General features: G+C 73.5%; 9 protein-coding genes and 1 pseudogene. 9 read left to right on the top strand and 1 reads right to left on the bottom strand.

Features of this window, described 5'->3' with window-relative positions; all coding sequences use genetic code 11:
• The first annotated feature begins 184 nt into the window (after positions 1-184).
• The 3 genes from PV350_RS39125 (at position 185) to PV350_RS39115 (ending at position 4,714) form a co-directional block, all read left to right on the top strand.
• Positions 185-2,458, top strand: a complete 2,274-nt coding sequence (locus PV350_RS39125; protein WP_500338201.1) for a UvrD-helicase domain-containing protein — start codon at positions 185-187, stop codon at positions 2,456-2,458.
• A gap of 354 nt (positions 2,459-2,812) precedes the next feature.
• Entirely contained in the window at positions 2,813-4,234 is a 1,422-nt protein-coding gene (locus PV350_RS39120; RefSeq protein WP_499512117.1) for an NAD-dependent malic enzyme, read from the top strand.
• A gap of 198 nt (positions 4,235-4,432) precedes the next feature.
• Positions 4,433-4,714 (top strand): HU family DNA-binding protein, encoded by a 282-nt coding sequence (locus PV350_RS39115; RefSeq protein WP_018564081.1) that lies wholly within the window; start codon positions 4,433-4,435, stop codon positions 4,712-4,714.
• An 88-nt stretch (positions 4,715-4,802) separates the two neighbouring features.
• Here the strand turns inward: PV350_RS39115 and murA are convergent, their stop codons facing one another.
• On the bottom strand, positions 4,803-6,137 hold the full coding sequence (murA, locus tag PV350_RS39110) for a UDP-N-acetylglucosamine 1-carboxyvinyltransferase (RefSeq protein WP_499512116.1): 1,335 nt from the start codon (positions 6,135-6,137) through the stop codon (positions 4,803-4,805).
• 252 nt (positions 6,138-6,389) lie between these two features.
• On the opposite strand from murA, the gene PV350_RS39105 reads away from it, so the two are divergent.
• The 6 genes and pseudogenes from PV350_RS39105 to PV350_RS39080 all read left to right on the top strand — a co-directional run.
• Positions 6,390-6,968: a YqgE/AlgH family protein gene (locus PV350_RS39105; RefSeq protein ID WP_499512115.1), complete on the top strand. Its 579-nt coding sequence runs from the start codon at positions 6,390-6,392 to the stop codon at positions 6,966-6,968.
• 11 nt (positions 6,969-6,979) lie between these two features.
• Positions 6,980-7,267 carry a DUF3039 domain-containing protein gene (locus PV350_RS39100; protein ID WP_499512114.1) on the top strand — a complete coding sequence of 96 codons (288 nt, stop codon included), beginning with the start codon at positions 6,980-6,982 and terminating at the stop codon, positions 7,265-7,267.
• Positions 7,268-7,334: 67 nt separating this feature from the next.
• Positions 7,335-8,498, top strand: coding sequence for a hypothetical protein (locus tag PV350_RS39095; protein WP_500338199.1), 1,164 nt, complete (start codon positions 7,335-7,337; stop codon positions 8,496-8,498).
• Positions 8,499-8,581: 83 nt separating this feature from the next.
• Entirely contained in the window at positions 8,582-10,213 is a 1,632-nt protein-coding gene (locus tag PV350_RS39090; protein ID WP_499512112.1) for a beta-N-acetylhexosaminidase, read from the top strand.
• Between the two features lie 261 nt (positions 10,214-10,474).
• A complete protein-coding gene (locus PV350_RS39085; RefSeq protein WP_499512111.1) occupies positions 10,475-11,368 on the top strand; it encodes an FAD binding domain-containing protein in 894 nt (297 codons plus the stop codon).
• Positions 11,365-11,793, top strand: a pseudogene (locus PV350_RS39080) (hypothetical protein); the annotation flags it as partial. The gene PV350_RS39085 and the pseudogene PV350_RS39080, both read left to right, overlap by 4 nt.

Here is an 11,793-nt window from a genome sequence, read left to right as displayed (position 1 = left end):
GGAGAAACCCCAACGGCAACCACGACGCACCCGCACGGGGCGGCGCGGGGTACCCCGGACGCTTCGGGGGGCACTTGCCGAGTGGGCGGGAAACGCCTGGTTGGCGTACGGTGACAGGCTGCCCCGTACGCCGGGGCGGCGCGCGCGGCGCGTGACGTACGGAAGTGGAAGAAGGGGGTCCTGCGTGGCAGCGGTCCGGGACACGGAGATCGCAGTCGAGCAGACGCATCTGGACCGGGTGTACGACCGGCTCGAGGAGAAGATCCACGAGGCGGAGTTCCTCATGGACGACGCCGTCAAGCGCGGCCAGGTCGGCACGCCGGGCGCGCTGGCGGAGCGCGACGCCCAGGTGTTCCGGGCGGGGCTGCACCTGAACCGCCTGAACGCGGAGTTCGAGGACTTCCTCTTCGGCCGGATCGACCTGCTGCTGGGCAAGGACGGCAAGAAGGGCCCGGACGGTGCGTACACCTCCGTGGAGCCCGCCGATGACGCGATCCGGCCCGACGGGACGGCGGAGGTCGCCGAGACCCTGCACATCGGCCGGCTGGGCGTGCTGGACGCGGACTACGCGCCGCTGGTGATCGACTGGCGGGCGCCCGCGGCGGCGCCGTTCTACCGGGCGACGCCGGTCGCGCCCGGCAGGGTCGTGCGGCGGCGCGTCATCCGCTCCAAGGGCCGCAAGGTGCTGGGCGTCGAGGACGACCTGCTGCGCCCGGAGCTGAGGACGGGGCTGCCGGTGGTGGGCGACGGCGCGCTGATGGCCGCGCTGGGCCAGGCGCGCAGCCACACGATGCGGGACATCGTCTCCAGCATCCAGGCGGAGCAGGACGTGGTGATCAGGGCCCCCGCAGCCTCCGTCACGGAGGTGACCGGCGGGCCCGGCACGGGGAAGACGGCCGTGGCCCTGCACCGGGCGGCGTACCTGCTGTACCAGGACCGGCGCCGGTACGCGGGCGGGATCCTGGTGGTCAGCCCGACGCCGCTGCTGGTGGCGTACACCGAGGGCGTGCTGCCCTCGCTGGGCGAGGAGGGGCAGGTCGCGATCCGCGCTGTGGGCTCGCTCGTGGACGGTGCCGAGGCGACCACGTACGACGATCCGGCGGTCGCCCGGATCAAGGGCTCGCTGCGGATGCTGAGGGTGCTGCGCAAGGCGGCCCGGGGCGTGCTGGAGCACGGGTCCGGGCAGGGGCGGTGCCCGGACCGGCTGCGGGTGGTGGCGTTCGGGCGGCGGCTGGAGCTGGACGCCGAGGAGCTGTCCGGGATCCGGCACGCCGTGCTGAGCGGCACGGCGCCGGTGAACCTGCTGCGGCCCCGGGCCCGCCGTCTGCTGCTGGACGCGCTGTGGCGCAAGGCCGGGCGCCGGTTCGAGGACCCGGAGCTGGCCGCCGAGGAGCGGCAGGGCTTCGACGAGGACGTCTCCACCGAGCAGGAGTTCGTGGACTTCCTGGCCGCCTGGTGGCCGGTGCTGACCCCGCGCGGGGTGCTGGCGGCGCTCTCCGACGAGAAGCGGCTGGGACGCTGGGCGCGGCGGGTCCTGACGCCGCCCGAGGTGCGCCGGGTGGCGCGCTCGCTGCGCCGGCTGGACCCCGCGGGCAACGGGGCGCTGTCCGTGCACGACGTCGCGATGCTGGACGAGCTGGAGGCCTTGCTGGGCCCGCCGCCGAAGGTGCGCACCCGGGAGGCGGACCCGCTGGACCAGCTGACCGGTCTGGAGGAGGTCACCACCTTCGCCGACCGGATGGCGGCCGGGCGGCGCAGCCGGCAGGACCGGCTGGACGCGGAGCGCACGGAGTACGCGCACGTGATCGTCGACGAGGCGCAGGACCTCACCCCGATGCAGTGGCGCATGGTGGGCCGCCGGGGCCGTGCCGCGACCTGGACGGTGGTCGGCGACCCCGCGCAGAGTTCGTGGACCGACCCGGACGAGGCGGCCCTGGCCCGTGACGAGGCCCTGGGGACGCGTCCGCGCCGCCGTTTCACCCTCACCGTGAACTACCGCAACCCGGCCGAGATCGCGGACCTGGCGGCGAAGGTGCTGGCGCTGGCCATGCCGGGCAGCGAGTCGCCGCGCGCGGTGCGTTCGACGGGGCTGGTGCCCCGGTTCGCGGTGACCGCCGACGGCGGCACGGGCGAGGCGGTGCGCGCGGAGGCGGAGCGGCTGCTGGACGAGGTCGAGGGCACGGTGGGCGTGGTCGTGGCCATGGGCCGCCGTGAGGAGGCCCGGGGCTGGCTGGCGGGGCTGGGCGAGCGCGTCGTGGCGCTGGGCAGCCTGGAGGCCAAGGGGCTGGAGTACGACGCGACGCTGGTCGTCTCGCCCGCGGAGATCGCGGACGAGTCCCCGGCGGGGCTGCGGGTGCTGTACGTGGCGCTGACCCGGGCCACGCAGCGGCTGACGGTGCTCTCCGGCGCCCGCGACCTGCCGGACGGCGCCGGCGTCCCGGACCTGCTGCGGGACTGAACCGTCCTCATGACAACGGCGGGGCGCCCCTCCCGGAGGGGCGCCCCGCCGGACGCATGTGACACCGACCCGCCATGCTCGCCTCGCGGCAAGTGGGCGCTCGAAGCGCCTATGGTTGGGCCCGGGGGCTTGGATCGAGCCGGTGCCTCACCCAGGCTAACAAACGATCCGGGATTGTCATTCCGTCCGTGTGCGCCGTTCCGGTGGCGGGTGGGGGAACATTAAGCACACATGCTTCCGTTGACCCCCCTCGCTACTCGACATTCTGTTGTGGGGCCCCCGGGTTTACGCGTACCCACCAGTAGGTGGCAGCATCGAGGGCGCACAACCAGCGACAGCGGAGGAACAGCGGCCATGGCAACGGCGCCGAGCGTCTCGTACTCAATCACGGTGCGGCTGGAGGTACCCGCGAGCGGATCCGCGGTCAGCCAGCTCACCACGGCCGTGGAAGCCTCTGGTGGCGCAGTCCACGGCCTCGACGTGACCGCTTCCGGCCACGAGAAGCTGCGGATCGACGTGACCATCGCGGCCACCTCGACGGCCCACGCGGACGAGATCGTCGCCAAGCTGGCGCAGATCGAGGGCGTCGCGATCGGCAAGGTCTCCGACCGCACGTTCCTGATGCACCTCGGCGGCAAGATCGAGATGGCGTCGAAGCACCCCATCCGCAACCGTGACGACCTCTCCATGGTCTACACCCCCGGTGTGGCCCGGGTCTGCATGGCGATCGCCAAGAACCCCGAGGACGCCCGCCGGCTGACCATCAAGCGCAACAGCGTCGCGGTGGTCACCGACGGCTCGGCCGTGCTGGGCCTGGGCAACATCGGGCCGAAGGCCGCGCTGCCGGTCATGGAGGGCAAGGCGGCCCTGTTCAAGCGCTTCGCGGGCATCGACGCCTGGCCGATCTGCCTGGACACCCAGGACACCGACGCGATCGTGGAGATCGTCAAGGCGATCGCCCCCGGCTTCGCCGGCATCAACCTGGAGGACATCTCGGCGCCCCGCTGCTTCGAGATCGAGGCCCGGCTGCGCGAGGCCCTGGACATCCCGGTCTTCCACGACGACCAGCACGGCACCGCCATCGTGGTGCTCGCGGCGCTGACCAACGCGCTGCGCGTGGTCGGCAAGCAGATCGGCGACGTACGGGTCGTCATGTCGGGTGCGGGCGCCGCCGGCACGGCCATCCTCAAGCTGCTGCTCGCGGCGGGCGTCAAGCACGCCGTCGTGGCGGACATCCACGGCGTCGTGCACAGCGGCCGGGAGGACCTGGTCGCCGCCGGCCCCGGGACGGCGCTGCGCTGGATCGCCGACAACACCAACCCGGAGGAGATCACCGGGACCCTGAAGGAGGCCGTGCGCGGCGCGGACGTCTTCATCGGCGTCTCCGCCCCCAACGTCCTGGACGGCGGGGACGTCGCGGCCATGGCCGACGGCGCCATCGTCTTCGCCCTGGCCAACCCCGACCCCGAGGTGGACCCGGCGGTCGCCCGGGAGACCGCCTCGGTGGTCGCCACGGGCCGCAGCGACTTCCCGAACCAGATCAACAACGTGCTGGTCTTCCCCGGCGTCTTCCGCGGCCTGCTGGACGCCCAGAGCCGCACGGTGAACACCGAGATGATGCTCGCGGCGGCGACCGCCCTCGCGGACGTCGTCACCGAGGACGAGCTCAACCCGAACTACATCATCCCGAGCGTCTTCAACGACAAGGTCGCGGGCGCCGTCGCCGGTGCCGTCCGCGAGGCCGCCAAGTCGCAGGGCCTCACCGCGACGCCGTAACGACGGAGCGTCATCGAGCCGCACACGTCCCGCTTTTTGTGTGACTCTCCCGGGTGCCGGATTGGCGTTTCCCCCAGAAATAGGGGCAGGATGCGTACCTGGGCGGTGAGGGCCGCACCGCAGAAGCGCGATGAGCGTCTTCACAATGCGTCTTCCCCGACGGTCGACGTTGGGGGTTTCCATGCAAGGAGTACTTAGATGAACCGCAGTGAGCTGGTGGCCGCGCTGTCCGAGCGCGCCGAGGTGACCCGCAAGGACGCCGACGCCGTTCTGGCCGCGTTCGCCGAGGTCGTCGGCGAGATCGTCGCCAAGGGCGACGAGAAGGTCACCATCCCCGGCTTCCTCACCTTCGAGCGCAGCCACCGCGCCGCGCGCACCGCGCGCAACCCGCAGACCGGTGACCCGATCCAGATCCCGGCCGGCTACAGCGTGAAGGTCTCCGCGGGCTCGAAGCTCAAGGAAGCCGCCAAGGGCAAGTAGTTCCGCGCCTACCGCGACAACCGAAAGGGCGGCCTCCCCGCGGGGAGGCCGCCCTTCGTGTGTTCCGGGCGGTGGGCCGGGCGCCGGGTCAGTCCGCGGCGGGCAGCTCGACCTTCGCGCCGAGCTTCTCCAGCTTGCCCATGAAGTTCTCGTAGCCGCGGTTGATCAGGTCGATGCCGTGCACCCGGGAGGTGCCCTGCGCCGCCAGGGCCGCGATGAGGTACGAGAAGCCGCCTCGCAGGTCGGGGATGACCAGGTCGGCGCCCTGCAGCCGGGTGGGGCCGCTGACGACCGCGGAGTGCAGGAAGTTGCGCTGTCCGAAGCGGCAGGGGGTGCCGCCCAGGCACTCGCGGTAGAGCTGGATGTGGGCGCCCATCTGGTTGAGCGCCGAGGTGAAGCCCAGCCGGGACTCGTACACCGTCTCGTGGACGATGGACAGGCCCGAGGCCTGCGTGAGGGCCACGACCAGGGGCTGCTGCCAGTCGGTCTGGAAGCCGGGGTGGACGTCGGTCTCCAGGGCGATGGCGTTCAGCGGGCCGCCGGGGTGCCAGAAGCGGATGCCGTGGTCGTCGACCTCGAAGGCCCCGCCCACCTTGCGGAAGACGTTGAGGAAGGTCATCATCTCGCGCTGGCTGGCGCCGCGGACGTAGACGTTGCCCTCGGTGGCCAGGGCCGCGCAGGCCCAGGAGGCGGCCTCCAGGCGGTCCGGGAGGGCGCGGTGGTTGTAGCCGCCGAGCTTGTCCACGCCGGTGATGTGGATGGTCCGGTTGGTGCCCATCGTGATGATGGCGCCCATCTTCTGCAGGACGCAGATGAGGTCCTCGATCTCCGGCTCGATCGCGGCGTTGCTCAGCTCGGTGACGCCCTCGGCCAGGACGGCCGTCAGCAGCACCTGCTCGGTCGCGCCGACCGACGGGTACGGGAGCTCGATCTTGCAGCCGCGCAGCCGCTGCGGGGCCTCCAGGTACTGGCCCTCGGGGCGCTTCTCGATGACGGCGCCGAACTTGCGCAGCACGTCGAAGTGGAAGTCGATCGGCCGGCCGCCGATGTCGCAGCCGCCCAGGCCCGGGATGAAGGCGTGGCCGAGGCGGTGCAGCAGGGGGCCGCAGAACAGGATCGGGATCCGCGAGGAGCCCGCGTGCGCGTCGATGTCGGCGACGTTCGCGCTCTCCACCTTGGACGGGTCGAGCACCAGTTCCCCGGGCTCCTCACCGGCCTGCACCGTCACCCCGTGCAGCTGGAGCAGGCCCCGCACCACGCGCACGTCGCGGATGTCGGGCACGTTGCGCAGCCGGCTGGGTTCGCTGCCCAGCAGCGCGGCCACCATCGCCTTCGGCACGAGGTTCTTCGCGCCGCGGACATGGATCTCCCCCTCGAGGGGGGTGCCGCCGTGGACGAGCAGTACGTCGTTAAGGCCGGTCATTGCTCTCGCGTTCCTGGAGACGGGCAGAAAGGAAGCTAGGTCCCCGCAGGCACCAAGGGGAAATGGTAATCGGCCTTCCGGCGCCGGGGAGAGGCCTGTGAGGTCCCACTCATGTAATGGCTTCGCTACAGCACCCTGTGCGGTCGCGCGCCTCCGGAGGGTCGCCGGCGGCGCGCCCCGTGCGCCGGGCCCGGTCCGGAAAGGGCGCCGTTGCCACCCCGCGCGGCGGCGGAATGCGGGATCATGTTGACCATGACCGAAGTGTCATCGCTCACCGGCAGACTGCTCGTCGCGACGCCCGCGCTCGCGGACCCGAACTTCGACCGGGCGGTGGTGCTCCTCCTCGACCACGACGAGGAGGGGTCCCTCGGCGTCGTCCTCAACCGCCCCACGCCCGTCGGGGTCGGCGACGTCCTGGAGACCTGGGCCGGTCTGGCGGGCGCGCCCCCGGTCGTCTTCCAGGGAGGGCCGGTCTCGCTGGACTCCGCGCTGGGCCTGGCCGTGGTGCCCGGGGAGCCGCGGGACGGCGAGGACGGGGAGCCGCTCGGCTGGCGCCGGGTGTACGGCGCGATCGGCCTGGTCGACCTGGAGGCGCCGCCGGAGCTCCTCGCGGCCGAGCTGGGTTCCCTGCGTATCTTCGCCGGGTACGCCGGATGGGGGCCCGGACAGCTGGAGGACGAGCTCGTCGAGGGCGCCTGGTACGTGGTGGAGTCCGAACCGGGGGACGTCTTCTCCCCGGACCCCGAGCAGCTGTGGCGCTCCGTGCTGCGCAGGCAGCGCAGCGAACTCGCGATGGTCGCGACGTATCCGGACGATCCGTCTCTGAATTAGGCTTGCGTGCCATGAGCACTCTCGAGCCCGAGCGCGGGGCGGGCACCGGCACCCTCGTCGAACCGACCCCGCAGGTGTCGAACGGCGATGGCGACCACGAGCGCTTCGCGCACTACGTTCAGAAGGACAAGATCATGGAGAGCGCGCTCTCCGGATCGCCGGTGGTCGCGCTCTGCGGCAAGGTCTGGGTGCCCGGCCGGGACCCCAAGAAGTACCCGGTCTGCCCGATGTGCAAGGAGATCTTCGAATCCATGCCCACCGGTGGCGGGGACAAGGACAAGGACAAGAGCGGCAAGTAGCGGCCGCCACGGCACCCGGCAGGTACGGCCGCGGCACGGCGGCCGTACTTCGCGCGTTCGGGGGGACATGGCGCAGGACGACGCCGTCACGGCGGACCGGGTCTTCGGGCTGTGCGAGCGGGGGCGCTTCGAGATGGCGCACTCGCTCGTCGACGACGCCTTCGTCGCCCGCAACGGCAGCTTCGGCTACCTCGTACGGGCCAGGGTCTTCGCGTACGAGCGGCGGGCCGACCGGGCCCGGGAGGCCGTCGACTGGGCGCTGGCGCACGCGGAGCGCGGCGACCCCGACCCGCCGCTGCTGGCCGGGCTCGTCCTGCTGATGCTCGGCGACGCGCACGCCGCCCTCGGGCTCGGCAGGCGGGTCGTCGCCGCCGACCCCCGCGAATGGCGCGCCCACGTGCTGGTGGCCGACTCCTGCCGGATGCTCTCCCGTGGCCCCGAGGCGGTCGCCGCCGCCCGGCGGGCGGTCCTGATCGCGCCCCGCGAGGCCGAGGCCCAGGTCGCGCTCGCACGGGCGCTGGACCTCTCCGTCCGCCCCGCCGCCCAGGCCGAACGCCGCACCGTGGTGGCCCGCGCCCTGGAGCTCGGTGCCGCGCCCGCGGACGTGGCGGGGCGGCGCCGGTGGCCGCGGCTCGTGCCCGTGCTGCTGGTGGCCGCGCTGGTGCTGTTCGCCGAACCGGAGGTGCTGGCCGGCGGGGTGGGCGTGCTGGCGGCGCTGGCGGGCGCGCTGTGGCTGCTGCAGGCCCGTCGTTCCGGCAGTACCGGCCTGGGGCGGTTGCAGACCGTACGTGCTTTGGCCCGCGCCGAGTTGAACGGGGACCCGGCCCGCGCCCGGGCCGTGGCCCTGACCGTGGCGGCCCACCTGGCCGTGCTGCCCATCGCCGCCACCGGCCTGGCGGCGGCCGCCGCAGCCGACGGCACCCCGTGGCCGCTTCCGGCCGTCCTGGGCGTCGCGGCGGGCGCCGTGGTGGTGCTGCTGGGCGCCGCCCGCGCGGTGCGCTGGTGGTACGGCGACACCTTCCTGCAGCGCGACGTGCTGCCCAGCCGGCACGTCGTCCTCCAACTGACCGCCGTCGTCGCCCTCATCGGCACCGTCGTGGCCCTCTCCGTGGCGCAGGCGACCTCCGCGGCGCTGTGGTCCGCGGTGACCGTGAGCCACCTCCTGTGGTGCGTCGTCGGCATGCTGATCCCCGTCCTCGCGCTGAACCGGGACCGCCGGGCCCGCGGCTGACGGCTCCCCGCGTCCGGCCGGAGCGGGCCGGAAATCGGCGATTGGTCTATTCCAGTTGCCGCGGGCGCGGCAGGATGGGCGCCATGGACCTCATCCCGGCGCCCGTCGAGGCGCACCGGCACGCCGACGGCGGTCACGTCGACCTGGGCCCCGGCACCACCCTGGACGCCGGCCCCGGCACGGAAGGGACCGCGCACTGGCTGCGCGCCACGGTCGGCGCCGCCACCGGGCTCCCGCTGCCGCCGCCGCCCGCGGGCACGCCCGGCACCATCACGCTCCGCCTCGACCCCGACGTGACCGGGCGCCTCGGCGCGGAGGGCCACCGCCTGACGGTGTCCGCCGGGGACGGCGTCCGCATCGCCGGCGGGGGAGCGGCGGGGGTGTTCTGGGGCGCCCAGACCGTACGGCAGCTGCTCGGGGCCGACGCCTTCCGCCGCGCGCCGCTGCCGGGGCGCGACTGGCGCCTGCCGCACTGCACGGTCGAGGACGCCCCGCGGTTCGCGTGGCGCGGCGTACTGCTGGACGTGGCACGGCACTTCATGCCCAAGGACGTCGTCCTGCGCTACGTCGACCTGCTGGCCGCGCACAAGCTGAACGTGCTCCACCTGCACCTGACCGACGACCAGGGCTGGCGGGTGGAGATCCGCCGCCACCCGCGCCTGACCGAGGTCGGTGCCTGGCGCGGCCGGACCAAGGTGGGGCTGCGGGAGTCCCCGTTGTGGGACGAACGCCCGCACGGCGGTTACTACACGCAGGACGACCTCCGCGAGATCGTGGCGTACGCGGCCGAGCGGCACGTGACGGTCGTGCCGGAGATCGACGTCCCCGGCCACTCGCAGGCCGCCATCGCCGCCTACCCGGAACTCGGCAACACCGACGTGGTGGACACCGGCGCCCTGCCGGTGCTGACCAGTTGGGGCATCAACCCGAACGTGCTGGCGCCCACCGAGGCCACCGTGCGCTTCTACGAGGACGTGCTCACCGAGCTCCTGGAGGTCTTCCCCTCGGAGTTCGTCCACATCGGCGGCGACGAGTGCCCCAAGGACCAGTGGCGCGCCTCCGCCACCGTCCAGGCCCGCATCAAGGAGCTGGGGCTGCGCGACGAGGACGAGTTGCAGAGCTGGTTCGTCCGGCACTTCGACACCTGGCTGAGCGCGCGCGGCCGCCGGCTGATCGGCTGGGACGAGATCCTGGAGGGCGGACTGGCCGAGGGCGCCGCCGTCTCCTCCTGGCGCGGCTACGCGGGCGGGATCGCGGCGGCCCGGGCCGGCCACGACGTCGTGATGTGCCCGGAGAGCCAGGTCTACCTGGACTGGCGGCAGTCGGACGGCGAGGACGAGCCGGTGCCGATCGCGCACGTCCGCACCCTGGAGGACGTCTACCGCTTCGAGCCCGTCCCGGACGGCCTCACCGCCGGGGAGGCCGCCCACGTCATCGGCGCGCAGGCCAACATCTGGACGGAGACGATGGATTCGGTCCGCGCGGTGGACTACATGGCCTTCCCGCGGCTCGCCGCCTTCGCCGAGACGGTCTGGAGCCGGCTGCCCCGGCCCGCCGCCCGCGACCACGAGGGCTTCGCCGCGCGAATGACCACCCACTACGGGCGACTTGACGCACTGGGGGTCGAATACCGTCCGCCGGGCGGTCCGCTGCCGTGGCAGCGGCGTCCGGGCGTCATCGGACGCCCGATCGAGGGGCCGCCCCCGATCGTGTGAGGCCTGCCACAACCCGGGGCCGGTCGACGCGGGAAATGGCAAGGTGGTCTGGCCAATCACGGCAAGGCGCATGAAGGAGGCCATTCCCGTTGCAACCTGGAGAAAGACGCATACCGGACGGGGTGCCATCCGGAAGGCGGGTTCTCCTTTGCGACCCTCGCGTTGATCACCCCGGAAGATGTGCCAGAGTTGCCACGTCCGGGCTGTCAGCACGTACCGTACGGCTACCGCACCGCGGACAGCCGGGGAAGGGGCAGCTGCGTGAGCACGTACGCACGGCAGGCAGCGCGCAATGTGGCGTTGCCGACCTCGCTCGACGAGGCCGTGGCGGCCTTGGCCGCCACGCCCACAGCCGTGCCCGTCGCCGGAGGCACCGACCTCATGGCGGCCGTGAACTCCGGGCTGCTGCGCCCCGCGGGACTGGTCGGGCTCGGGCGGATCAGCGAGATCCGCGGGTGGCAGTACGCGGACGGCGCGGCGCTGCTCGGCGCCGGCCTCACCCACGCCCGCATGGGCCGCCCGGACTTCGCCGCGCTCATCCCCGCCCTGGCCGCCGCCGCCCGCGCCGCCGGACCCCCGCAGATCCGCAACGCGGGCACGCTCGGCGGCAACATCGCCGGCGCCGCCCCCACCGGCGACTCGCTGCCCGTGCTGGCCGCCCTGGAGGCTTCCGTCCTCGTCGCCGGCCCGGACGGCAACCGCGAGCTGCCGGTCAGCCACCTGCTCACCGCCATGGACCCGCTGCGGCCGGGCGAGGTCCTGGCGTACGTCCGGGTCCCGCTGCTGCACGCGCCGCAGACGTTCCTCAAGGCCACCGGCCGCACCGGGCCCGGCCGCGCCATCGCGTCCGTCGCCGTCGTCCTCGACCCCGCCCGCCGGGGCGTACGCTGCGCGGTGGGAGCTGTCGCACCGGTGCCGCTGCGGCCGCTCGAGGCCGAACGCTGGGTCGCCGGGCTGATCGACTGGGACGGCGAGCGGACGCTGGCACCGGAGGCCCTCACGGCCTTCGGCGAGTACGTCGCCGCCGCCTGCATCCCCGACCCCCTGCCGGCCCCGGACGGCACCACGGCCCCCGAACTGCCCCCCGCGGCCGTCCAGCTGCGGCGTACGGTGGCCGCACTGGCCCGCCGCGCGCTGGGGAGGGCACTGGCATGAGTGACGACGTGTACGACGACAGGACACCGGACGGGCGCATGACCGACCAGCCGCAGGCGGGGTCCCCCCTGCCGCACGGCGGGGGATTCACCCCTGGGCACGGGGTGTGGGAGCCCCTGCCCCACGGCGAGTACGACGCCGACCAGACCATGCAGGTGTCCTTCGCGGCGCAGCTGTCCATGACCGAGCCCGGAGCCGACCCGCTCGCCGCCCCGGGCCACGGCTACGCGCCCGAGCCGACCGGCGTGCCGATAACGGTCGCCCCCGCGGAGGCGCCCGGCGGCCCGGCCGCCGGCGAGGACGCGGCCACCACGTGGGCGATCCCCGTCGTGCGCGAGGACGCCACCGCCGACGACTCCGGCGAGTACTCGGTGGGCGCCTTCGTGCCCACCCCCGACCCGTCGCGGCCCTGGACCTGTTCTTTA

It is taken from the genome of Streptomyces sp. PA03-6a, from assembly GCF_033792765.1.
GTDB lineage: Bacteria > Actinomycetota > Actinomycetes > Streptomycetales > Streptomycetaceae > Actinacidiphila.
Note: the sequence above shows the minus strand (reverse complement) of the source record. Positions and strands in the feature narration are given on the sequence as shown.

Coding starts and splice junctions, on each gene's coding strand:
- PV350_RS39115 (WP_018564081.1), top strand. CDS start 4,433: ATGAACCGCAGTGAGCTGGTGGCCGCGCTGTCCGAGCGCGCCGAGGTG.
- PV350_RS39090 (WP_499512112.1), top strand. CDS start 8,582: ATGGACCTCATCCCGGCGCCCGTCGAGGCGCACCGGCACGCCGACGGC.
- PV350_RS39095 (WP_500338199.1), top strand. CDS start 7,335: ATGGCGCAGGACGACGCCGTCACGGCGGACCGGGTCTTCGGGCTGTGC.
- PV350_RS39105 (WP_499512115.1), top strand. CDS start 6,390: ATGACCGAAGTGTCATCGCTCACCGGCAGACTGCTCGTCGCGACGCCC.
- PV350_RS39100 (WP_499512114.1), top strand. CDS start 6,980: ATGAGCACTCTCGAGCCCGAGCGCGGGGCGGGCACCGGCACCCTCGTC.
- PV350_RS39120 (WP_499512117.1), top strand. CDS start 2,813: ATGGCAACGGCGCCGAGCGTCTCGTACTCAATCACGGTGCGGCTGGAG.
- murA (WP_499512116.1), bottom strand. CDS start 6,137: ATGACCGGCCTTAACGACGTACTGCTCGTCCACGGCGGCACCCCCCTC.